Annotated in this window: 20 protein-coding genes; 8 read left to right on the top strand and 12 right to left on the bottom strand. The window is 34.2% G+C overall.

Features of this window, described 5'->3' with window-relative positions:
* Positions 1-146: 146 nt before the first annotated feature.
* From ribB to nhaC, 9 genes are all read right to left on the bottom strand, one after another.
* Positions 147-1,280 carry a 3,4-dihydroxy-2-butanone-4-phosphate synthase gene (ribB, locus tag ACYSNX_RS11000; RefSeq protein WP_461754719.1) on the bottom strand — a complete coding sequence of 378 codons (1,134 nt, stop codon included), beginning with the start codon at positions 1,278-1,280 and terminating at the stop codon, positions 147-149.
* Between the two features lie 28 nt (positions 1,281-1,308).
* Positions 1,309-2,787 carry an LptF/LptG family permease gene (locus ACYSNX_RS11005; protein ID WP_461754720.1) on the bottom strand — a complete coding sequence of 493 codons (1,479 nt, stop codon included), beginning with the start codon at positions 2,785-2,787 and terminating at the stop codon, positions 1,309-1,311.
* Between the two features lie 11 nt (positions 2,788-2,798).
* Entirely contained in the window at positions 2,799-3,449 is a 651-nt protein-coding gene (locus ACYSNX_RS11010) for a LolA family protein (protein WP_461754721.1), read from the bottom strand.
* Between the two features lie 17 nt (positions 3,450-3,466).
* Positions 3,467-5,986 carry a DNA translocase FtsK gene (locus ACYSNX_RS11015; protein WP_461754722.1) on the bottom strand — a complete coding sequence of 840 codons (2,520 nt, stop codon included), beginning with the start codon at positions 5,984-5,986 and terminating at the stop codon, positions 3,467-3,469.
* A gap of 137 nt (positions 5,987-6,123) precedes the next feature.
* Positions 6,124-6,624 carry a thiol peroxidase gene (tpx, locus tag ACYSNX_RS11020; RefSeq protein WP_461754723.1) on the bottom strand — a complete coding sequence of 167 codons (501 nt, stop codon included), beginning with the start codon at positions 6,622-6,624 and terminating at the stop codon, positions 6,124-6,126.
* Positions 6,625-7,005: 381 nt separating this feature from the next.
* On the bottom strand, positions 7,006-7,263 hold the full coding sequence (locus ACYSNX_RS11025) for a DUF6952 family protein (RefSeq protein ID WP_461754724.1): 258 nt from the start codon (positions 7,261-7,263) through the stop codon (positions 7,006-7,008).
* Positions 7,264-7,281: 18 nt separating this feature from the next.
* Positions 7,282-7,590: a thioredoxin family protein gene (locus tag ACYSNX_RS11030; protein WP_461754725.1), complete on the bottom strand. Its 309-nt coding sequence runs from the start codon at positions 7,588-7,590 to the stop codon at positions 7,282-7,284.
* 63 nt (positions 7,591-7,653) lie between these two features.
* Positions 7,654-8,292, bottom strand: coding sequence for a redoxin domain-containing protein (locus ACYSNX_RS11035; RefSeq protein ID WP_461754726.1), 639 nt, complete (start codon positions 8,290-8,292; stop codon positions 7,654-7,656).
* 232 nt (positions 8,293-8,524) lie between these two features.
* Complete coding sequence (nhaC, locus tag ACYSNX_RS11040; RefSeq protein WP_461754727.1) at positions 8,525-9,979, bottom strand: Na+/H+ antiporter NhaC; 1,455 nt, start codon at positions 9,977-9,979, stop codon at positions 8,525-8,527.
* A gap of 384 nt (positions 9,980-10,363) precedes the next feature.
* On the opposite strand from nhaC, the gene ACYSNX_RS11045 reads away from it, so the two are divergent.
* The gene (locus tag ACYSNX_RS11045) at positions 10,364-11,290 is read left to right on the top strand and encodes a bestrophin family protein (protein ID WP_461754728.1); all 927 of its coding nucleotides are present in this window, start codon (positions 10,364-10,366) and stop codon (positions 11,288-11,290) included.
* Positions 11,291-11,362: 72 nt separating this feature from the next.
* On the opposite strand, the gene ACYSNX_RS11050 is transcribed toward ACYSNX_RS11045, so the two are convergent.
* Entirely contained in the window at positions 11,363-12,262 is a 900-nt protein-coding gene (locus tag ACYSNX_RS11050; RefSeq protein ID WP_461754729.1) for a DMT family transporter, read from the bottom strand.
* An 86-nt stretch (positions 12,263-12,348) separates the two neighbouring features.
* Here ACYSNX_RS11050 and ACYSNX_RS11055 point away from each other — a divergent pair, with 86 nt between their 5' ends.
* The 3 genes from ACYSNX_RS11055 to ACYSNX_RS11065 all read left to right on the top strand — a co-directional run bounded on the left by ACYSNX_RS11055 (position 12,349) and on the right by ACYSNX_RS11065 (position 15,796).
* Complete coding sequence (locus ACYSNX_RS11055; protein WP_461754730.1) at positions 12,349-13,776, top strand: aminotransferase-like domain-containing protein; 1,428 nt, start codon at positions 12,349-12,351, stop codon at positions 13,774-13,776.
* 122 nt (positions 13,777-13,898) lie between these two features.
* On the top strand, positions 13,899-14,795 hold the full coding sequence (locus ACYSNX_RS11060; protein WP_461754731.1) for a LysR substrate-binding domain-containing protein: 897 nt from the start codon (positions 13,899-13,901) through the stop codon (positions 14,793-14,795).
* Positions 14,796-14,938: 143 nt separating this feature from the next.
* On the top strand, positions 14,939-15,796 hold the full coding sequence (locus ACYSNX_RS11065; RefSeq protein WP_461754732.1) for a YeiH family protein: 858 nt from the start codon (positions 14,939-14,941) through the stop codon (positions 15,794-15,796).
* A 204-nt stretch (positions 15,797-16,000) separates the two neighbouring features.
* Here the strand turns inward: ACYSNX_RS11065 and ACYSNX_RS11070 are convergent, their stop codons facing one another.
* Positions 16,001-17,629, bottom strand: coding sequence for an acyl-CoA carboxylase subunit beta (locus tag ACYSNX_RS11070; RefSeq protein WP_461754733.1), 1,629 nt, complete (start codon positions 17,627-17,629; stop codon positions 16,001-16,003).
* 174 nt (positions 17,630-17,803) lie between these two features.
* On the opposite strand from ACYSNX_RS11070, the gene ACYSNX_RS11075 reads away from it, so the two are divergent.
* Both ACYSNX_RS11075 and ACYSNX_RS11080 read left to right on the top strand, forming a co-directional pair.
* Positions 17,804-18,448, top strand: a complete 645-nt coding sequence (locus tag ACYSNX_RS11075) for a DUF47 domain-containing protein (protein ID WP_461754734.1) — start codon at positions 17,804-17,806, stop codon at positions 18,446-18,448.
* Positions 18,449-18,467: 19 nt separating this feature from the next.
* Positions 18,468-19,568: an inorganic phosphate transporter gene (locus ACYSNX_RS11080; RefSeq protein WP_461754735.1), complete on the top strand. Its 1,101-nt coding sequence runs from the start codon at positions 18,468-18,470 to the stop codon at positions 19,566-19,568.
* A 449-nt stretch (positions 19,569-20,017) separates the two neighbouring features.
* On the opposite strand, the gene prfB is transcribed toward ACYSNX_RS11080, so the two are convergent.
* Positions 20,018-21,110, bottom strand: a protein-coding gene (prfB, locus tag ACYSNX_RS11085) for a peptide chain release factor 2 (RefSeq protein ID WP_461754736.1) whose coding sequence is annotated in 2 segments (ribosomal slippage) — positions 20,018-21,046 and positions 21,048-21,110 — 1,092 coding nt in all. Because the reading frame shifts where the segments join, the coding sequence is not laid out codon by codon here.
* A 47-nt stretch (positions 21,111-21,157) separates the two neighbouring features.
* Here prfB and ACYSNX_RS11090 point away from each other — a divergent pair.
* Positions 21,158-22,183 carry a threonine aldolase family protein gene (locus ACYSNX_RS11090; protein WP_461754737.1) on the top strand — a complete coding sequence of 342 codons (1,026 nt, stop codon included), beginning with the start codon at positions 21,158-21,160 and terminating at the stop codon, positions 22,181-22,183.
* A 123-nt stretch (positions 22,184-22,306) separates the two neighbouring features.
* Positions 22,307-22,648: a DUF6787 family protein gene (locus ACYSNX_RS11095; RefSeq protein WP_461754738.1), complete on the top strand. Its 342-nt coding sequence runs from the start codon at positions 22,307-22,309 to the stop codon at positions 22,646-22,648.
* The last annotated feature ends 249 nt before the right edge of the window (positions 22,649-22,897 follow it).

Genomic DNA, 22,897 nt, shown 5'->3' on the forward strand with positions numbered 1-22,897 from the left:
CTATACTTCTATACATGACATCTACTTAAAAGTATCGTAAAGTTAAGAACCGCCTTGGTACGGATCCGTATGCCAGGTGGTGTGAGAGGTCGGCTGAAGAAATAATCTTCAGCCTCCTACTCGATTTTTCTAGCAAAGTAATACTTTTAGTATTTGGTATAAGAAGCTATTTCTAAACCATATCCTGTCATACCTACTCTTTTACTTTGTTCTGTGTTAGTCATTAGGTTAATCTTATTGATTCCTAAATCGTGTAGAATCTGAGCTCCAATTCCAAAATCTTTGTCATCGGCTGCTAATTTAGCAGTATCTAAATCTAGTTTACCACCTTGTTCTTTTAATAAAGAAAGGCGATTAAGTAAACTTGAGCTCAATTCCTCTTGGTTGATAAATAAAATAGCACCTTTTCCTTCTTGGTTAATTTTAGCAAAAGCAGATTCAATGCGTTTGTCTAATTTACCACTTAATGCATCTAAGATATCATTGGTACCTAACATAGAATTAATTCTTGTAAGTACAGGTTCATTTTGATCCCAATCTCCTTTTGTAAGGGCTAAATGCACTTGTTTATTGGTGATTTGTTGGTAGGCTCTTAAACGGAACTTACCAAAGCGAGTATCTAATTCAAAGTCTTCTTTCTTTTGAATTAAACTATCGTGTTTCATACGGTAAGCTACTAGATTTTCAATAGAAATAATCTTTAAATCCCACTTTCTAGCTACTTCCATTAATTCTGGAAGTCTAGCCATTGTACCATCCTCATTAAGTATCTCTACTAAGATTCCTGCAGGTTTAAAGCCAGCTAAACGAGCTAAATCTACAGCTGCTTCTGTATGACCAGTACGACGTAATACCCCACCTTGCTTTGCAATCAATGGGAAGATGTGTCCAGGACGTCCTAAATCTTCTGCTTTAGTTTCTTCTTTAACTAAGAATTCAATTGTTTTTGCTCTATCATAAGTAGAAATACCTGTGGTACATCCATGTCCTTTTAAGTCAACCGATACAGTAAAAGCGGTTTGGTGTAAAACCGTATTGTCGGTAACCATTGGATGTAGATCTAATTCTTTACATCTACTTTGAGTTAATGGAGCACAAATCAGACCTCTTCCATGAGTGGCCATAAAATTAATCATCTCAGGAGTTACCATTTCAGCCGCTGCGATAAAGTCCCCTTCATTTTCACGATCCTCATCATCTACCACGATGATTACTTTTCCTTGGCGGATATCTTCAATTGCCTCCTCGATGGTGTTTAGTTCAATATGATTTTGTGACATTATAGTTGTGTTTTACGCTTGTTAGTGTTTAAAATTTTTGTTGTGTTTCCTCTTTAACTTTTCCTTTAGAGGTAAACTTGCCTTTTACTTTTGTAAATAAGTCTACTACAAAGTCTATAGGAGCGCTGAAATTAACGTCTCCATTATCCTTAGTGGCCGTATAAGTTAAAAATATAGCTAAAGGAGTTAAGGCTAGAGGACCTATCCATGCTCCAACAATAGGAGGCATTCCATCCTCTTGGGCTACTTTAGTTCCAAAGGTATTAATAAAGTGATAAGAGATAAAGATTATTACGGCAAAAACCATAGGTAAACCTAAACCTCCTTTTCGTATAATTGCTCCTAATGGGGCTCCGATATAGAACATTAGAAAACAAGAGAATGCAATTACGAATTTTTGGTATAAAGCCAAATAATGCGAATTGATATGTTTTTTCTGGGCCAATACTGTTGCGTCATTGGTTTCTGCATTAAAGACCAAATTGCTAATATACTCTTCCGAAGTCTGTAAAATACGCTGTTGATTGGTTAAATCAAAAAGGCCTAATATATCTTTTGGTGCTTCTGGTAAATACGTATAAGTAGTATTATCTGTAGGAGAAGAATAAAGTGACTTTAGGCGTAAGGTTAAGTTGTCGGTATTAGATACTTTATTATTGCTAAGCTCTTGAGTTAAGGAGTCTATAGTATAATTTAACTGAGACATATTTAGCATATGGTAAGTATTGCTAATAGCGTCCTGATCACCAGCAGTGGGGTTTAATGCGTTAAGGTCCATATTAAGGGTATAACGATCAAACTTTGCTTTGATAAATGGACTTTTCTTTTTTTCGTTATACGTTTTAGCCTCTACATCCTCGTAGTAATTACCATCTAATAGATGTAGTTTTAATAAATTACTCGATGTACTACTTTCCAATTCTCCTTCTATAGAGCGAATAACAGCCTTATTGCTAAAACCACCATTACTTCTAATATGCATTGTAACATTGTCTAAGTATTGTCCATTATCTCCTGATTTTTTGTCCACTTTGATATTGGCATTTCCTAACTCAGTAAATTGACCTTGAGCAATAGCCATTGCAGGTTTAGTTTGAGAAATCTCTTTACGTAGATTAATGAACTTAAATTCGGATCTAGGTATGACATCGTTGGCAAACCAAAAGGAAATAAGGGCTAAAATAGCGATAAAAATCGATAAGGGACGCATTGCTCTAGCTAGAGAAATACCAGAGGCTTTCATTGCTGCAAACTCATAGTTTTCAGCAAAGGATCCAAAAGTCATTATCGAGGCTAGAAGTACAGATAAAGGCAGTACTAATTGCACCATTTTAGGGGAGTAAAACAATAAGAATTGAATTACAACAATTACATCTAAGTCTTTACCGGCTAGTTCGGTAATAAACAACCATACCCCTTGGAGTATAAATATAAAGTACAAAATTGCAAAGACCGTAAAAAGGGTCATAGCAAAGCTAGTTAGAATATAGCGGTCTAGTATTTTCACAAAAAATAAAACTAATCTATTTTATTAATATAATAATCGGAATAAGCCGATGGTGTAAAGGTAAAATGATTTTTTGACATAGGCTGATTACTTTGGAAAGAATTAACCACCAAGGTAGATTTTGTGCCGTTTTTGTCCATTTGTACTTTAGTATAGATATTTTTCGTGGCATCCTCTATTCCTAAAAGGATATAATCAATAGTACTGTTTTTATCCGTTGGAAGTAGTTTGATGTATTGTATTTTTTTTCCTTGTATCATTGCTGTTGTATCCCATTGGAAATCAAAACCACTTTGGAAAAAATCCAATAAGTCAGAAGGTAGTAAAGCATTAGTGTTTTCTTTTGAGTAGTTAGATACTGTTACCTCCATATCTTCCTCAGAAATAGTATATACTTTTTTACCGTCAAAGATTTTGGTTACATCCATGAACTCTAGTTTATAGAGGTCTTTTTGTAGATCTAATTGCCCCTTGGCTTGAAAGCTAGGCTGTAAATCATTTTTCTCTATAGAGTTATAGCTAAAGTCTAGAGATACGTTCTGGTAATTTTTTACTTTATTACTTACTTCTTGTAAGTAGTTTTTTGCTCTTTGGCTACTTTGTGCAAAAGTTGTAGTTATGCTAAAAAGAGATAATATACTATAGATAATTAATTTTTTCATTTGTTTTGTTTTAGTTGTTAATCTTGGTTCAAAAATTGTTCCAAACTCACTAAATCTGGTATGTTAACACTTCTTGCCTTACTTCCCTCGAACGGACCTACAATACCAGCAGCTTCTAATTGGTCAATAATTCTTCCCGCTCTGTTATAACCTAATTTAAGTTTTCTCTGTAATAAAGAGGCAGAACCTTGCTGAGCGGTTACAATAACCTCTGCAGCTTCTTTAAAAAGCTGGTCTCTCTCACTTACGTCTATCTCTAGGTTAGAACCGCCTTCTTCTCCAACATATTCTGGTAAATGGTAAGCGTCTGGGTAGGCTTTTTGTGAACCAATATACTCGGTTAGCTTCTCTACCTCAGGTGTATCTACAAAGGCACATTGTACCCTTACTATGTCATTTCCTTGGGTGTAAAGCATATCTCCTCTACCAATTAATTGATCCGCACCTTGACCATCTAAAATAGTACGTGAGTCAATTTTGGAGGTTACCCTAAAGGCAATTCTAGCTGGGAAGTTAGCTTTAATAATACCTGTAATAACATTTACAGAAGGTCTTTGTGTAGCAACAATTAAATGGATTCCAATGGCTCTAGCCAATTGGGCTAAGCGAGCTATAGGGGTTTCTACATCTTTTCCAGCTGTCATAATTAAATCTGCAAACTCATCGATAACTAGTACGATATAGGGTAGAAACTGATGTCCATTTTCCGGATTTAATTTACGTTGCTTGAATTTTTCGTTATACTCTTTAATGGTTCTTACCGAGGCATCCTTTAAAAGATTGTATCGGTTGTCCATTTCAATACACAAAGAGTTCAGGGTATGAATTACCTTAGTGTTATCGGTTATAATTGCATCTTGGCTATCTGGTAATTTCGCTAAGTAATGTCTTTCAATTTTATTGAATAAAGTAAGCTCTACTTTCTTTGGATCCACCAAAACAAATTTCACCTCTGCAGGGTGTTTTTTGTATAGTAAAGAAGTTAGAAGAGCATTTAAACCTACCGATTTACCTTGACCTGTTGCACCTGCCATTAATAGATGGGGCATTTTGGCTAAGTCAACTACAAAAGTTTCATTGGAAATTGTTTTTCCAAGTGCTACAGGTAGCTCCATTTCAGCATTTTGAAATTTTGGAGAGCTAATTACACTTTTCATTGAAACGATTGAAGGATTAGTATTAGGAACCTCAATACCAATGGTTCCTTTTCCTGGTATAGGAGCAATAATACGAATTCCTAATGCTGCTAAGGAAAGGGCAATATCATCCTCTAAGTTTTTAATCTTCGAGATTCTCACTCCAGCCTCAGGAACAATTTCATATAGGGTTACTGTAGGACCAACAGTTGCTTTAATTTTAGCAATGTCAATTTTGTAGTTCTTTAAAGTTTCTACAATATTGTTTTTATTGGTCTCTAGTTCCTCTTGGTTTATAGTAATACTTGAGTTACCATATTCTTTTAATATCTCAATGGACGGAAATTTATAATTGGCTAATTCCAAAGTAGGATCAAACTCACCAAAGTCCTGAACTAGTTTTGAAGCTAGGTTCTCCTCTAAGGTTTGTTCTTCTACAGGAGCTTGGATTTCAAACTCTTCATGGTGTGGTTCTACTTCTAGTTTTGCTGAAATAGAATGGGTGTTGTCCAAAGAAAGCTCTAAATCCATCACAATATTCTGTTGCTCTTGTGTTTGGCCAATTTCTAGCTCTTGGGCTTGTGCAGGCCCTTTGGCAGGTTTTTGCTCTTGTGTAAGTTCGTCTTGTGGGGCTTGAGTTTGGTCTGGGTAATCTTCTACTATAGGTGTTGACTTGCTTACAGATTCTACAGGAGTATTAGGAGCAACATTTGTTGGATTCTCCTGTTTCGTATCTTGTAGAGGTTTATCTTTAAAGTCATTATGACTTTGCTTCCCTTTGGCGATTAGTTTTAATATATAGGCTTTAATTGACTCAATAGTAGCCTTCATCTTTTGGGGAGATGGTTTAAAACGGAATAAAATAAATGCCACGCTTAAAAATATAATAACTAATAAAGTGCCAAATACACCAAGGTAGTCAACTAAGTAATCGTTGATCTCAAAACCAACACTTCCTCCAAGGAGTGGGTTTTTGGCTGCGAAAAAACCAAAGAAAACACTTAAAAGCAACATTAGGGTTAAGTCCCAGAAGATTACATTTTTGATTCTTTTACTTTGTACACCAAAAATACCATATATACCGGTATGAATTAAAATGATAGGGATAAGAAAAGCTGCAATTCCAAAACCTTGGTAAATTAATATATGTGAGATCCATACGCCAAATTTACCAGTTTTATTTACTACCTCTACTTCTCTTTGTCCTAAGTCGTGTAAGTGACTTTGGTCTATTTCTCCAGTATTAAAATAAGATATCAAACTAATTGTTAGTAAGATACCACAGGTAATAAGTAGTAATTGGAATAAGAATTTAGTTTTAAATAGGGAGGTATTATATTTTGGAGTAGCCTCCACTTTAGGTTTAGCTTTTGTTTGGCTGGTCTTATTATCTTTTTTCATTGTTGCTTTTATAACTAAAAGGGAATAGGGATTTTGGTTTTTGTATTAAAACTAGAATACTGTTATTAATAGTTTTTAAAAGAATATTTTTATCCTATAAAATGCCATCAATAACAGTATAATACCTTATTTGTAAACTATTTAAGAGCCTCTAGTGCTTTTTGATAGTTTGGTTCATTCGCTGTTTCACTTACTTGTTCTGTGTAGATTACACGGTGGTTTTCATCTAAAACCACAATGCTTCTAGAAAGAAGTCCTTTTAGTGGACCGTCAGTAAAGATAAGTCCGTAGTCTTTTCCAAATTGTCCATTTCTAAAATCAGAAAGCATTTCTACATTCTCAATGTTTTCTGCACCACAAAAACGAGCTTGTGCAAAAGGTAAATCGCGAGAAATACATAGAACTACTGTGTTTTGTAAAGCAGCTGCATCTTGGTTGAAATGTCTAACAGACATTGCACATGTAGGAGTATCCACACTTGGGAAGATATTAAGAACAACTTTCTTTCCTTTGTAGTTAGATAAGTTTTTATCTTCTAATGTTGTAGATACTAAATCGAATTCTGGAGCTTGGCTTTGTAAAGCTGGAAGTTCTCCAATTGTGTGAATAGGATTGTTTTTTAATGTTACTTGAGCCATAATTTTTAGTTTTAATACAAAACAAAAATAGGCAAAATTTACTAGATTAACCTCTTAAAAACAGCTATAAATATTCGCAATTCCCTAAAATCAACATAAAAGTAATACCATAGTTAACAAAGAGAGAGTAAAAATATTTACCGGTCTTAGAAGTTCTTAAATTTTTCTATACGTTGTGTTTTACTTTTTTGATTTGTAAAGACAGTGCTTTATAGAAGTTTTTTATAGATTTTAGATAATCTGCTTTGTAACCAATAGACTAGGGTAGAGCCTAGGTGGAAGGATATGGTTGCTAATTCATTTAAAAAGTAGGAGAATTAAAAAAGGGACAATCTTTTAAGACAGTCCCTTTTTAGGTATTGTTTTGGCTAAAAGCCAGGATTATTTATCAATAGACCCTAGTACTCTTTTCATAAAAGCGTTTAAAGCTTCTTTTTGTGTAGCACCTTCTTTGATCATTTTTTGAACCTCTAAGGCTCCATACATATTTGAAATAAGCTCTCCAATTACGTCTAATTCTTCATCTTTTAAAGATGGAACTTCACATAAGTTTTCAAGAACTTCAATTGTTTCAATAATGTAATCTTGATCGTTTTGCTCAATAAATTGAGTCAAATGTTTAATTACTGGTAATTTCATTGCTTTTAAACTTAAATGTTAAGCTAGCTTCTCTACTAATTCGTTAAGAACTTCCGCTTTATTTGTTTGTGTTTGTTCAACTAATTTACCATCCACAAAGATAGCAAACGTTGGTAGATTGGTAACCTCTGCTAATTTTCTTGACTCTGGAAACTTCTCAGCATCGGCTATAATAAACGTGATGTCTTCTTTTTCCGTTGACAGTTTTTTAAACTTAGGTTTCATAATTCTACAGTTACCACACCATGTTGCAGAGTACTGAACTACTACTTTGTTATTTGAGTTTACAAGTTCTTGTAAATTATCTTGATCTAATTCTAAAAGCATATTATTTTGATTTTTAGGTTACTAATACTACTACGATTAACTATTAAAGTGCGTAATTGTATCTTAGTGCTTGCTTAAGTATTCAGCAACACCTGTTCTGTTAGCATTCATTGCGTCTTTTCCTTCTTCCCAGTTTGCAGGACAAACTTCTCCAAAGTTTTGAACGTGAGTATAAGCATCAATTAATCTTAAGTACTCATTTACGTTTCTACCTAATGGCATATCGTTTACTGATTCGTGGAAAATTTTTCCAGTCTCATCAATTAAATAAGTAGCTCTGTACGTTACATTTGATCCTTGAACGATAACTGTATCTAATTCTGCATCATACTCTTCTGATTCGATGTCTAAAATACCTAATACTGAAGATAAGTTTCTTTGAGTATCAGCGATAAGTGGGTAAGTTACACCTTCGATTCCACCGTTGTCTTTTGCAGTGTTTAACCAAGCAAAGTGTACTTCGTTTGTATCACAAGATGCTCCAATAACCATTGTGTTTCTTTTTTCGAATTCACCTAAAGCTTCTTGGAAAGCGTGTAATTCTGTAGGACAAACGAAAGTAAAATCTTTCGGATACCAGAATAATAATACTTTTTTATTGTTTTTTGTAGCTTCTTCGAAAATGTTGATTCTTAAATCGTCACCCATTTCTGAAATTGCATCAACTGTAATGTTTGGAAATTTTTTACCTACTAAAGACATAATTATTGTTTTAAAGTTATTATATGTTTCTTGTTATTTTCTATTGCAAATCTATCACCAAATAAGTCAAATTAAAATCAAAAGCCATTATTTGTTTTTATTTGAGTATAAGTTTTTCTTATAGTATTTCTCTTGAAGCTATAAGATAGCTTTATAGTGGTTAGTGTTTCACAATGGTCTAAATATACAACTTTAAAGTGATATGTTAAAATTATAAGGTGTTAGAGAATTGCTAATTTTTAGGTTTTATCATTCTAATTTTATAGTTCAAGGCCGCATATAATAAAGTAACAAAAGGGCTTAAGTAGTTAAATACTGCATATGGTAAGTAGGTTAATGTTGGTATACCTAGTACTCCAGCATGATAAGCTCCACATGTATTCCATGGGATAAGTACAGAGGTTACTGTACCAGAGTCTTCTAAGGTTCTACTTAAGTTCTCAGGTGCTAAGCCTTTTTCTTTATATGCCTCTGCAAACATCTTACCAGGTACTACAATCGAAAGGTATTGGTCAGAAGTCATTACGTTAATAGCCAAACAACTTGCCACCGTACTTGCAAATAAACCAAAAACACTATTTGCTATGCTAAGTAATGAAGTCGATATTTTTCTAAGAGCTCCAATTGCCTCCATGGTTCCTCCAAAGAACATTGCACACAAAATAAGCCATACCGTATTTAGCATACTAGCCATTCCACCTGCCTCAAATAAACCATTTAAGCTTTCCATTGGAGAGACAATGTGAATATCTGTAGTTAAAGCAAGCATGATTCCCTTATATGCATTATAGTAAGAGAAGGTATCTCCTCCAGAAATAGCAAGTACTATTCCTGGTTGAAAGATTAATGCACATATTGCTCCTAAGAGTGTACCAATTAATAAAGCAGCAATTGGTGGTACTCTTTTTACAATTAAGAAAATTACAATCAATGGTACTAAGAATAACCAAGGGGTAATTAGGAAAGTATTAGATATTGCGTCTAGTGTTTCTTGTGTATTTACTTCACCTTCTGCGCTATAGATAATTCCAAAGGCTATAAAGACTGCTAATGTTACTATATAAGTAGGCACTGTCGTATAGGCCATGTATTTAATGTGTGTAAAAAGATCTGTACCAGCCATAGTAGGGGCTAGGTTTGTAGTGTCAGATAAAGGCGATAGTTTATCTCCAAAATAAGCTCCTGAGATAACAGCTCCTCCAACTACTCCAAGTGGCATTCCCAAAGCGTTTCCGATACCAACAAGTGCTATACCAACAGTAGCTGAAGTAGTCCATGAGCTACCTGTGGCAACCGATATTATTGAGGTAATTAAAACACAGGCTGGTAAATATATAGATGGGTGTAGTATTTTTAATCCGTAGAAAATCATATTAGGAATTATGCCACTAATTAACCAAGTACCGGATAAAGCACCTACTAAAAGTAAAATGAAAATTGCACTAGAGGTATCTCTAACGTTATTGGTGATTTGAATTAAAATTTGCTCATAGGGAACTTTATTAAAAACACCTACTGACATTGCGATGGTGCCACCTATTAATAAAATAAATTGATTTGTACCACTAAGCGCGTCATCCCGGAATACATATACATTAACTGCAAGTAAAGCTACAAGAGCAATTACAGGAATTAAAGACTGAAATAGTGAAATCTCCTTAGGATTGGATGCATTAGTAGTATTCATTTAGTTGAAAGTTATTAATATTAACTGCGAATGTAAACAAATATTTTATTTAAAGACAACTCTGATATACAGGTAGTTTAAAATTGTCTTAAAATTTAGCGTGTATTATATTGATTTTTAAAAAGTTGGTATTTTTTATCGTTTTTATTTAAATTTTCTATACTTTAAAAACGGATATTTAAAAAAAAATATACTATATTTACTACTTTGTATCGAATATCAGAATATTCTGTGTTTTAAGTTTAACACCAAATTATTTTGTTGTACAGATATAAATTATTGTTGTAAGATGTTTAGAGCATCGCTAAGAGCTACTTATAAAAAAAATAAGTAGCTTTTTTTATTAATGGACTCTATCTTTGTGCTATAAAAAATACTTATATTATGATTGTAAGGGAGAAAACACATGTTTTCAAAATGCTCTTCACCTGGAAGGGATCTGTTTTATATAAAATTTACCCTACCCTTGTTGCTGTATTTATTTTTTCTTGGCTGGTTTATATAGCAAGGATTTATTTTCCAGAGGTTATCATTCCTTTGAATATAGGAGCATTTACTTTAGTAGGAATCTCTTTGGCTATTTTCTTGGCCTTTTGTAATAATGCCGCCTATGATAGATTCTGGGAAGGCCGAAAGGCTTGGGGTAATTTGGTTATTTGTAGTAGGTCTATTGGTTTTCAAATTTTAAATTACCTTCCTAATAAGACTCTGGAAGATAAAAAGATACAACAAGAGGCTATTAAAATAGTAATTGCTTTTTGTTATGCCTTAAATTACCAATTAAGGGAAAAGGATGATTTTAGTAAATTACAAAATTTACTTTCCCACAAAGTGTATGAGAAAATGCTCACTATGCGTTTTAAACCAGCTTATTTACTTTGTGAACTAACTGCTTTAATTGCCAGGTGTTGTCGGGAAGGAAAAATAGATACCATTACTCAGGCTAGAATAGATCAAAATATAGACCAGCTATCTAATATATTGGCAACTTGTGAGAGAATTCTACATACAAAAATTCCATTTGTATATTTTGTAATGTTACACCGTACCGTTTATATCTATTGTTTTTTATTACCCTTTGGATTGATAAACCTAATTGTTTGGACAATGCCGTTTATTGTGACTTTTGTAGCTTATACTTTTTTAGGTTTAGATTCAGTGGTTGATGAGATAGCAGAGCCTTTTGGCGAAGAGCCCAATGATTTAGCACTGGATCAAATGTGCGCAAATATTGAGCATTCTCTATGTGAGATCACAGGCCTTGATTTACCTAAACCCGTTGTAGCAAACAAAGATTTTATTGTGAGATAAAAAAAAAGGATTACCTACTTTGTTTAAAGTAAATAATCCTTTTTTTATAATTTAAAGAGTTTTTTTCTTGTTTTAGGGTTTACTTGCGTAGTGTTTACCTGCTGCCACACATAATATAACTCCAAGGGTTACCCCAATCATTAATAATGAAATGGATTCATGTAATAAAATTGCAGCTAAAGCCATTCCAAAAAATGGTTGTAAAAGTTGTAATTGACCAACTTGAGCAATTCCTCCTTGTGCTAAGCCTTTATACCAGAAGATAAAACCGACAAACATGCTGATTACTCCCATATAAAGTATTCCTATCCAACCCTGTATGTCTACTTGCCATAGATTTTGTGGAGCCTCTAAGTAAACCATTGGTAAGGATAAAGGAAGAGTAAATACTAAAGCCCAAGAAATTACTTGCCAACCTCCTAAGCTTTTAGAAAGTACAGCTCCTTTAGCATAACTCCAACCGCAAAGGATAATAGCTCCTAACATTAAGATATTTCCAGTTAAATTTCCTTCACCACCTTGTAATATGGCATAACCCACTACAAGAAGGGCGCCTATGCTTGAAAATAACCAAAATAATTTATTTGGTCTTTCTCCTGCGATAAAAACTGCAAATATTGCTGTACACATTGGTAGCATTCCTAAGAAAACCAAGGAGTGAGCCGAGCTTATATGTTGCAAAGCAATAGCGGATAATATAGGGAAACCTACCACTCCGCCTAAGGCTACAATTAGTATAGGAATAATTTGGTCTTTAGTAGGTAGTTTTTCTTTGTATTTCCATAAACAAAAAAGTGCTAATAATCCTGCTATAGCAGCTCTACATGCTGTAGCAAAGTAAGGATCAAAGTACATTACAGCCATTTTAGTAAATGGCATGGACCCGCTAAAGAGTAAAACTCCAATAAAGCCGTTTAGCCATCCGCTAGAGTAAGCAGATGTGCTGTTGTTTAAGGTGGATGTATGTTCCATGTTTTTATTTTTTACAAATGTACTGCGTCTTTTTGGTTAAGCACAGTCTCAGTTTTGTATATTTGTATGGACACAGTTGAAAAAATATGGAAAAATCCTATTTATATATCGAGATTGCCAATGGTTTGAAGAAATTAATCGATCAAGGCGTTTTACAAGATGGGGATAAACTACCTTCTATACGGGTTTTGTCTAAAGAATATAATATAAGTGTGAACACAGCCAAGAGAGTCTACTGGGAATTAGAAAGTCAAAACTTAGTATATGCCAAAGCTCAAAGTGGATTTTTTGTTAGTAGGGCCGCAGTATTGGATCTTCCTTTAGTACAGGAAACAAGTCCAAGGTTAAGACCTAGTAAATCAGCTCCTTCTCAAATCATTAAAGCCGTTTATAGTGATATGGGAAATAAGGATATGACTTTATTTTCCTTCAGCGCTCCCTATGGAGAGTTATTGCCCATTGCAAAGATTAAAAAGCAAATCATTCAAGCTGCTAAAATATTGCCTAGTGCTGGTATAGATTACGAGCCAGTACAAGGGAATTTAAACTTAAGAAAAATGGTTGCTATGCGTAGTCTTTTATGGGGCGGTAATTTGAGTGAAGCAGATATTATTACAACAAATGGGGCGATGAATGCACTTGCTTTATGCCTTATGGCTATTGGTAAGCCAGGAGATACCATTGCTATTGAGAGTCCTTGTTATCCAGGAATTTTACAATTAGCTAGTAGTTTTGGATTAAAGGTTTTAGAGCTTCCAACTAATCCAACAACTGGTATTAAAATTCAGGCTTTAAAAGATGTAATAGACAAAATTGATATTTGTCTTTTGATTAGTAATTACAATACCCCCTTTGGTAGTTGTATGCCAATTGAAAATAAACAAGAGGTGGTTGAGCTTTTACACCGATATAATATACCATTAATAGAAGATGATGTATATGGGGATTTAAGTTTTTCTCAAAAAAGGCCCCTATGTTGTAAAAGCTTTGATAAGTATGGTAATGTAATTTACTGTAGCTCAGCTTCCAAGACTCTTGTTCCAGGTTATAGAGTGGGGTGGATTGCACCTGGAAGGTACAAAGAGCAAATTCTTCAGAAAAAACTCTTCCATTCTATCACCTCGGCTAGTATAGTGCAGGAGGCATTGGCAAATTTTTTCAAATTGGGTCTTTATGATAAACACTTGGTGAAATTGCGCAAAGATTTATACAGTAATTATTTGCGATTCGTACAAGTGATACAACAGTATTATCCATTGGGAACTAAGACTTCTCGTCCTCAAGGAGGTATGGCTCTTTGGGTAGAGTTTGATCCAAGGTTAGATACTACTATACTCTATAATTTAGCCATAGATAAGAAAATTAGTATTGCCCCTGGTAGAATGTTTACTCTACAAAACCAATATATGAATTGTATGCGCCTTTGTTTTGGGCTTCCTTGGAATGACAAAGTGAAAAAAGATTTAATAACTCTAGGGAATCTAGCTCATGATTTATTGAGTAAGACTTCATAAAGAAGTACTTAGTTGTTGATTTTTTAGAATTTTAGCTCATTACTATTATTTATAAGTCTAGAAGTTTTATTTTTGTCTTTATTCAAAGGAATTTCATTTGCCAATTTTATAGAGTTTTTACTATGTTTGATTTTCGTTTAAAAGTTTTTTATACCGTAGCAAATAGGGGGAGCTTTACAAAAGCTGCTCAGGATCTAGGTATTTCTCAACCCGCGGTAACTAAGCACATCAAAGAAATTGAGCAGCATTATCAAATAAAGCTCTTTAATAGAGGAGCAATGAAAATCAGTTTAACCCCAGCCGGAGAGCTTTTACTTCAATATGCCACTGAGGTTTTTGCACTACAAGGTAAGTTGGTCTTCGATCTTCAAGCTATCGACGCTCTTGTAGAGGGCTATTTACGCATTGGAGCTAGTACTACCATTTCTCAATATGTTTTATCGCCCTTACTTGCAAAATTCAGAGCAAAATTAACCGATGTTCAAGTAGATATTACCTCGGATAATAGTAGTATTATCGAGCACTTACTACTGGATAATCGCTTAGATGTTGCTTTAGTAGAAAACAGTAGTAGGAATCCACAGATTAAGTACCAAGATTTGGTGCAAGATGAGATTGTTTTGGTGTGTAGAACAGGTAATCCTTATGTTCAAAGCGATTTAATAAGTCCTAAAGATTTATTGAAGTTGTCTTTTTTATTAAGAGAGAAGGGATCAGGAACCTTAGATATTGTAAGAGAGAATTTAGAAAGAGTAGGTATAGATATACGGGATTTAACCTGTGAAATGAATTTTTCTTCTACCGAAAGCATTAAAATGTATTTGATGCATTCCAACAGTTTTGCTTTTTTGTCTATTCATGCTGTTTTAAAAGAATTAAAATACCAAGAACTGCGTGTGGTAGATATTGCTTCATTGAGTATTATGCGAAATTTTAGTGTGATTGAACTTCAAGGTCAAAGTAACTCTTTGGTTAATATGTTTGTGCAATTTGTAAAGAGTTATAACTTTAGGTTATAAAGGATAACTATTTTGTATGAAAAAACATCGTTAAAGTGTCATAGCTTTGCAGGTATAAAATCTTATATGATATGTTTTTTAAATCTTCGTTTTTTCATAAAACACTTTTTTTTATTCTAATAATTCTTTGTGTTTTTCCGTTTATGAGCCCGGGGATGGCTCTTTTGGCTGGGGTAATTTATGCTCAGTTTAATATACATCCGTTTTTAAAGCATTCTGCAAAAACAACTAGTATACTACTTAAAGTTTGTATTGTTGCTTTAGGATTTGGAATGAATCTTCAAAGTGTCTATCAAAGTAGTGTGAAGGGGTTATCTTTAACTATTTATACTATTGCTTTAGTATTTGCTTTGGGATTTGTTTTAACTAAAGTTTTACGCTTAGATAAAAAATTAGGATATTTAATTACTAGTGGTACCGCTATTTGCGGGGGAAGTGCTATAGCTAGTATAGCTCCTGTAATTAAACCCTCTAGTAAAAATATTTCTTTAGCTCTTGGAGTTGTATTTATTTTAAATGCTTTAGCTTTATTTATATTCCCCTTCTTTGGGCATTATTTAAACATGAATCAAGAGGATTTTGGACTCTGGTGTGCTATAGCTATTCATGATACTAGTAGTGTGGTAGGAGCAGCTCAAAGCTATGGTCCTATAAGCTTAGATGTAGCCACTTCAGTGAAACTCTCTCGTGCTTTGTGGATTATACCTTTGAGTTTTATATCTATGTTTTTATTTAAAAGTAAAAACGCAAAAATTCAGATTCCCTATTTTATTGGTTTTTTCTTAATAGCTATATTATTAAATACCTATGTGGCTTTTGTAGAGCCATACGGTGTGTGGATAACTAAAGTAGCTAAAGAACTACTTAGTGTAACTCTTTTTTTAATAGGAAGTAATTTGTATTATAAAGATATTGTACAAGTTGGGTTAAGGCCATTTATTTTAGGAGTTGGTTTATGGATTGCCGTTAGTGTGTTTTCCTTGCTTTGTATTTTATATTAGGTTAATAGCTTAAAGATTAAAAAATGGGGGCTATCTCATAAAGATTACCTAGCTGTCATTCAGGAGTAAATTATTAGGTGTAATTTATATTTCAGATTAAATAATTAGATTATACTAAGTAAAGCACGATATTTATTAAGTAAGAAAGGGGCTGTCTCACAATTGAAGACAGCCCCTAAATATTTTAAAACATAAGTGTTTTGGTTAAACCTGTAAAATTCCTAAATTAAATTTCTTTTCAATAGGTGAGTGATCTGCCGCTTCAATCCCCATAGAGATCCATTTACGCGTGTCTAATGGATCAATGATAGCATCTGTCCATAAACGAGCAGCTGCGTAGTAAGGAGAGACTTGATCATCATATCGAGCCTTTATTTTATCGTGTAGTTTTTCTTCTTGTTCTTTGGTTAATTCTTCTCCTTTTGCCTTTAGGGAAGAAGCTTCGATTTGGGTTAGTACTTTAGCAGCCTGAGAACCTCCCATTACAGCTAATTCAGCACTTGGCCAAGCAAAAATTAGACGTGGATCATAGGCCTTTCCACACATGGCGTAATTTCCAGCTCCATAGGAATTTCCTACAATAACAGTGAATTTAGGTACTACAGAATTAGAAACTGCATTTACCATTTTAGCTCCATCTTTTATAATTCCCCCATGCTCGCTTTTACTACCAACCATAAAGCCCGTTACATCTTGTATAAATACTAAAGGGATTTTCTTTTGGTTACAATTTGCAATAAAACGCGTTGCTTTGTCTGCCGAGTCACTGTAAATTACTCCACCGAACTGCATCTCTCCTTTAGCATTTTTAACTACTTTTCTCTGATTTGCAACAATTCCAACTGCCCAACCATCTATACGTGCATACGCTGTAATAATACTTTGGCCATAGTCTTTTTTGTACTCTTGTATTTCAGAGTCGTCTACAAGGCGCTCAATGATCTTGTACATATCATATTGCTCTTGGCGTGATTTAGGTAGTATTCCATAAATTTCTTGTGGATCTAATGCTGGCTTATTTGGTTTTATTCTATTGAATCCAGCTTTTGTGAAGTCACCAATTTTACCAATCATATTTTTTATAGTCTCTAGGGCGTCTTTATCGTCTTTTGCTTTATAGTCCGTTACCCCAGAGATACTACAATGCGTAGTTGCTCCACCAAGTGTTTCATTGTCAATACTCTCACCAATGGCAGCTTTAACCAAATAGCTTCCAGCTAGGAATATACTTCCTGTTTTATCTACAATTAAAGCCTCATCACTCATAATAGGCAAATATGCTCCTCCAGCTACACAACTTCCCATTACTGCAGCGATTTGAGTAATACCCATACTACTCATAATGGCATTGTTTCTAAATATTCGGCCAAAATGTTCTTTGTCTGGAAATATTTCATCTTGTAAAGGCAAGTAAACTCCAGCACTATCTACCAAATAAATAATTGGTAAATTGTTTTCCATAGCAATTTCTTGGGCTCTTAAATTCTTTTTTCCAGTCATTGGGAACCAAGCTCCAGCTTTAACCGTAGCGTCGTTGGCCACGACAATACACTGTTTATTGCTGATGTAGCCTATTTTTACTACCACTCCAGCGCTAGGACATCCACCGTGTTCACTATACATATCCAAAGCAGCTAAAGCGCCAATTTCAATACTAGGAGCATCTTTATCTAAAAGGTAGTCAATTCGTTCTCTAGCACTTAATTTACCTTGCTGATGTAATTTTTCTAATCTTTTTTGTCCTCCACCAAGTTTAACCTTGGCTAACTTTGACTTTAATCCGGAAAGAAGTAACTTATTATGGTCTTCGTTTTTATTGAAATTTAAATCCATATTATACGCGAATATTTATGTGTCTTTAATAACGTTTTCGCTAATGTACAAAATAAAGTAGTAGTTAAAGTATGCCTGCTAACAATAAATTCTAATGAATATTTTACATTAAGGTAACAATAGATAAATAATTGTTATTACTTTTGTCCACGTTTCACATAACATTTATTATAGATGTCGCTAAATAACATTTTTCAATTTTTAGTACCAAAGGATAAAGTGTTTTATCCTTTATTTGAGCAAGCTTCAACAAAGTTGTTATTGCTTTCACAAACATTACATGAGGCTGTAAATGCTCCAAGTAAGGAAAGAGAAAAGATGCTCAAGCAAGTTGAGAATCTTCAACATGAGATAGAAGAATTAACCCAAAAAACAAGGGTAGAGTTAGTTAAGAACTTTATTACTCCTTTTGACAGAGAAGATATCTATAACTTAATGACAGCTGTAGATCAAGTAGCGGATAACTTAGCCGATGCTGCCTCTAGAATGCGTCTTTATCAAATTGATAAAATTACTAAAGCTCTTAGAAAACTAACCGAAGCTAACTTAGATGCTTGTAGTGAAGTGAGTAGAGGTTTATTAGAGTTAAAGAATTTAAAAAACTTACAACTTTTAAGTGAGGTATGTAAGAATATTGTGCGCTTAGAGCGTAAAGCAGATAAGGTTTTTGATAAGGCTGTTTTGGATATTTTCGAGAATGAAGGCGATGCCATTGAGATTATAAAATACAAAGAGGTAATGGCATCTTTAGAAAGTGCTACCGATAGTTGTAAAGATGTAGCCAATGTACTGGAAACAATCACAGTAAAATATTCTTAATTTTCAGGAAGCGTTTTTTATGGAGTTTTTTACAGAATTGTTAACTAGTCAAAGTGGTATAATGTTAATTATTATTATCATTTTAGCCTTAGGGTTTGACTATATTAACGGATTTCACGATGCGGCCAATTCTATCGCAACAATTGTTACCACTCGTGTTTTAACACCTTTTCAGGCTGTTGTTTGGGCTGCTGCTTTTAACTTTGCTGCTTATTTTATTTCCTTATACATTATAGGGGAGTTTAAAATTGGTAATACCATAGCAAAGAGTGTTAGCGAAAACTTCATTACTTTGGAGGTTATTTTTGCGGGGCTAGTAGCTGCTATTATTTGGAACTTAATCACTTGGAGATTGGGAATACCTTCTTCTTCTTCACATACTTTAATCGGTGGATTTATTGGAGCTGCATTAGCTTATGCTGGTGGATTATCCCCTGGAGGAGAGGATGTAATTGTTTATTCTAAGGTGATTCCAATTTTCTTATTTATTTTTGGTGCTCCTTTATTAGGAATGGTTTTAGCTTATTTTATAACCATAGCCATTTTGTGGATTTGTAGAAAAAAGAATCCACATAAATGTGAAACTTGGTTTAAGCGTTTACAACTTGTTTCTTCTGCTCTGTTCTCTTTAGGGCATGGAGGAAATGACGCTCAAAAGGTAATGGGGATTATTGGAGCTGCTGTAATCTTTTTCCATATTCATGTGGATCAAGACCCAGCTTATTTACAAAGTGGCGTAGATACCTTCCAGGTTTTCGTAGAGCATTGGTGGTGGGTGCCATTAGCTTCATTCTTATTCATTGGTCTGGGTACATTATCTGGAGGATGGAAAATTGTAAAGACAATGGGATCTAAGATTACTAAAGTAACTCCTTTAGAGGGTGTAGCAGCAGAAACTGCTGGAGCATTTGCCTTGTACATAACAGAGCATTTCGGAATTCCAGTATCTACCACCCATACCATTACAGGGTCTATCATTGGAGTTGGTATCACAAAAAGAGTCTCTGCGGTTCGTTGGGGAGTAACTATTAACTTACTTTGGGCTTGGATACTTACTATCCCTGTTTCGGCTGTATTAGCCATGATAGTATTTTATCTAATTCGCTTAATTACCCACTAATATATAATATAGTACCTTAGTTTTTGTAGGACATAACTCTACAAAATAAGCACAATAGTAAAACACCAAAAAGCAAAATAATTTTGCTCTTTGGTGTTTTTTTTGCTAGTAAAGATAAGCCTTGTTTAAGAGATGTTGAGAAATAAAAGTCATGTGGATACCCAAAATTATCTCACACAAAGTAAAAGAAGTTACTTGAGATGTTTTTTCTTTAACTAAAAGCTTTATATTTGTTGTAGTATATAGGTGGCATTCCTCTGCTTGAAAAAGGGGTGTATGTCTTTATATATAGATAACCTTTGTTGGCAAACAAGGTTTTTTTAAAGATGGGGATCTTTAAAAAAGGGGCTGGTAGGAATTCTTATCAGCCTTTGTTTTTTAGGTATAACTGCATAGAAATAATTGGATAAAAAAAAGGTGTTTTCAACATGTTGCTGAAAACACCTTTTTTATTCTTTTTGTCCCATCATCATTAAATAGGCCTTTAAGAACTCGTCAATCTCCCCATCCATAACCGAATCAACATCAGTTGTTTCATAAGAAGTTCTTACATCCTTTACTAGTTTGTAAGGATGCATTACATAGTTTCTAATTTGAGAGCCCCATTCGATTTTCTTCTTATTGGCTTCAATTTCATCTCGCATTGCTTGCTTTTTCTTTAGTTCAATTTCGTATAACTGACTCTTTAAAAGCTGCATTGCTTTGAGTTTATTGTCCAATTGAGAACGGGTTTCAGAGTTTTCAATAACTATTCCAGTAGGGTGGTGTCTAAGTCTAACTGCTGTTTCCACTTTATTTACATTTTGTCCCCCAGCGCCACTAGAGCGCATGGTTTCCCATGAAATATCCGATGTGCTAATATCAATTTGGATACTTTCATCGGCAAGTGGGTAAACATACACAGAGGCAAAGGAAGTATGCCTTTTTCCATTACTATCAAAAGGGGAGATACGTACTAATCGGTGTACTCCGTTTTCTCCTTTTAAATAACCGAAGGCAAACTCTCCATCAAACTCTAATGTTACCGTTTTTAGTCCCGCGACTTCTCCTGGTTGATAGTTTAGTTCTTTTGGGGTAATGCCAAAATTCTCTGCCCACATTAAGTACATGCGCATTAGCATTTGTGCCCAATCACAACTCTCTGTACCTCCAGCTCCCGCCGTAATTTGAACAATAGCACTCATATTATCTCCTTCTTGAGATAACATGTTTTTAAATTCAAGCTCTTCAATATAGCCAAGGCATTCTTGGTACTGTGTTTCCACTTCTTGAGCAGTAGCCTCACCCATGGAGAAGAATTCTATTAAAATCTCTAATTCTTCAACACTTTGTTGGGCTTGTTGGTATTGTTCTACCCATTTTTTCTTAGCCCTTAAATTTTTTACTACAATTTGTGCTTGTTCAGAGTTATCCCAAAAATCGGGAGCAAATGTTTTTTCTTGCTCATTTTCAATCTCTATTAGTTTCGTTTCGACGTCAAAGATACCTCCTTAACGCACCAAGGCGATCAATAATGTCCTTTTGTTGTTCTGTGGTTACCATAATTTTTAATACATTTATAGGCAAAAATACTTATTCCAATTCAATTTATGGAAATTAATTTAATCAGTGATACAATAACGAAGCCTACACCGGAAATGGTGAGCTATATGCTAAAGGCAAGAGTGGGAGATGATGTGTACAAACAAGATGGTAGTACTAATGAACTAGAATTGGCTGTAGCTGAGCTGTTTGGAATGGAAGCTGCTTTATTTTTCCCTTCGGGAACTATGGCAAATCAGGTAGCTGTAAAGCTACATACTCAACCGGCAGATCAAATAATTTGTGATAAATCTTCTCATATTTATTTATTCGAAAGTGGCGGAGCTGCTTTTCATAGTGGGGTGAGTTGTGCATTAATCGATGGAGATAGAGGAAGAATTAGCCTAGAAGACATACAAAAAGTATATACCGATCCAACAAATATTCATTTTCCGCAAACTTCTTTGGTGTGTTTAGAAAACACAACTAACAAAGGTGGAGGTGCTTGTTATGAGTTAGAAGAAATTGCAAAAATAGCAGAGTTCTGTAAAGCAAAGGATATTAAACTACACTTAGATGGGGCAAGACTGTGGAATGCTTTAGTGGCTAAAAGTCAGCACCCTTCTCAATTTGGTGCTTTATTTGATACTATTTCAGTTTGTTTCTCTAAAGGCTTAGGAGCCCCAATTGGTTCTGTTTTATTAGGCAGTAAAGCAGATATTCAAAAAGCAACACGTTTGCGTAAGTTATATGGTGGTGGAATGCGTCAAACTGGCTATTTAGCCAACGCAGCTTTGTTTGCATTAAAGAACAATGTAAGTAGGTTGCAAAGGGATCATTTTAGAGCAAAGCAATTAGAGATGCTTTTAAGAAAGAAGGACTACGTTAGTGAGGTTTTACCTGTACAGACTAATATTGTGATTTTCAAGCTAATTAAACCCGCTTATAACCAGTTGTTCTTAGATAAGCTAAAGCAAAAGAATATAGCTATTAGTGAAATGGGGCAAGGTTGGCTTAGAATGGTAACTCATTTGGATTATCGTGAGGTAATGCATGAATACGTTATGGAGACTATAAGCAATATGGTGATTTAGGGTACTTAATAAAAAAGTATTCTTTTAGTTGACACATTTATAGTAAGATAGATATAATTTAAGTTTATTTTAATGTTTGCATATCAATAAAAGTAGTACTTTTGTTTAGATTAAAAATAAATAATGGAAAAGTTAAAACAGCGTTGGGGCGTAACCTCAAATTACCAAATAGTGATTATTTTAATTGTTTTTTCAATCACTGGAACAACCTCTTCTTATCTGTCAGGACCTATTTTATCCTTTTTAGGAATAGAACGAGGAATTATGCATCCGGTACCTTACTGGATATTGTATGTAGTTTTGATTATGCCTGTATACAAAGTTTTATTAGTTTCAATAGGAACTGCATTTGGACAAAGAACATTTTTTGTGAACTTCGTTCGTAAAATGCTTCAAAGAATGAAATTAGGTTTTTTGATGCCGCAAGCTACTCCTCAAGGAGTGAAACAACACGTTAAAGACTAAGCATTATTATTTTAATAAAAAGCGGTACAAGGTAAATGATATTAAATGTCCTTATTTTATATTAATTCTATTGTTCCCATAAAAGACAAAGGCTGAAATACATCTGTATTTTAGCCTTTGTCTTTAGTGTGCCCAGCATGGGTAGTAACTCTAGGGTGTAAGTCCCGAACACGCCTTTACAACGGGAAGTGTTAGCCAAATGCAAGGGTGTCCATCGCAAGGTGGAATCTGAAGGAAGCGCTAGGCAAA

This window comes from Myroides sp. LJL115 (assembly GCF_054871665.1).

What these genes read in the sequence shown, in the direction of transcription:
- ACYSNX_RS11045 (WP_461754728.1), top strand. Translation starts at nt 10,364, where the DNA reads ATGATTGTAAGGGAGAAAACACATGTTTTCAAAATGCTCTTCACCTGG.
- ACYSNX_RS11090 (WP_461754737.1), top strand. Translation starts at nt 21,158, where the DNA reads ATGGAAATTAATTTAATCAGTGATACAATAACGAAGCCTACACCGGAA.
- ACYSNX_RS11025 (WP_461754724.1), bottom strand. Translation starts at nt 7,263, where the DNA reads ATGAAATTACCAGTAATTAAACATTTGACTCAATTTATTGAGCAAAAC.
- ACYSNX_RS11055 (WP_461754730.1), top strand. Translation starts at nt 12,349, where the DNA reads ATGGAAAAATCCTATTTATATATCGAGATTGCCAATGGTTTGAAGAAA.
- ACYSNX_RS11015 (WP_461754722.1), bottom strand. Translation starts at nt 5,986, where the DNA reads ATGAAAAAAGATAATAAGACCAGCCAAACAAAAGCTAAACCTAAAGTG.
- ACYSNX_RS11065 (WP_461754732.1), top strand. Translation starts at nt 14,939, where the DNA reads ATGAGCCCGGGGATGGCTCTTTTGGCTGGGGTAATTTATGCTCAGTTT.
- ACYSNX_RS11075 (WP_461754734.1), top strand. Translation starts at nt 17,804, where the DNA reads ATGTCGCTAAATAACATTTTTCAATTTTTAGTACCAAAGGATAAAGTG.
- ACYSNX_RS11080 (WP_461754735.1), top strand. Translation starts at nt 18,468, where the DNA reads ATGGAGTTTTTTACAGAATTGTTAACTAGTCAAAGTGGTATAATGTTA.
- ACYSNX_RS11010 (WP_461754721.1), bottom strand. Translation starts at nt 3,449, where the DNA reads ATGAAAAAATTAATTATCTATAGTATATTATCTCTTTTTAGCATAACT.
- tpx (WP_461754723.1), bottom strand. Translation starts at nt 6,624, where the DNA reads ATGGCTCAAGTAACATTAAAAAACAATCCTATTCACACAATTGGAGAA.
- ACYSNX_RS11050 (WP_461754729.1), bottom strand. Translation starts at nt 12,262, where the DNA reads ATGGAACATACATCCACCTTAAACAACAGCACATCTGCTTACTCTAGC.
- nhaC (WP_461754727.1), bottom strand. Translation starts at nt 9,979, where the DNA reads ATGAATACTACTAATGCATCCAATCCTAAGGAGATTTCACTATTTCAG.
- ACYSNX_RS11035 (WP_461754726.1), bottom strand. Translation starts at nt 8,292, where the DNA reads ATGTCTTTAGTAGGTAAAAAATTTCCAAACATTACAGTTGATGCAATT.
- ACYSNX_RS11095 (WP_461754738.1), top strand. Translation starts at nt 22,307, where the DNA reads ATGGAAAAGTTAAAACAGCGTTGGGGCGTAACCTCAAATTACCAAATA.
- ribB (WP_461754719.1), bottom strand. Translation starts at nt 1,280, where the DNA reads ATGTCACAAAATCATATTGAACTAAACACCATCGAGGAGGCAATTGAA.
- ACYSNX_RS11030 (WP_461754725.1), bottom strand. Translation starts at nt 7,590, where the DNA reads ATGCTTTTAGAATTAGATCAAGATAATTTACAAGAACTTGTAAACTCA.
- ACYSNX_RS11070 (WP_461754733.1), bottom strand. Translation starts at nt 17,629, where the DNA reads ATGGATTTAAATTTCAATAAAAACGAAGACCATAATAAGTTACTTCTT.
- ACYSNX_RS11060 (WP_461754731.1), top strand. Translation starts at nt 13,899, where the DNA reads ATGTTTGATTTTCGTTTAAAAGTTTTTTATACCGTAGCAAATAGGGGG.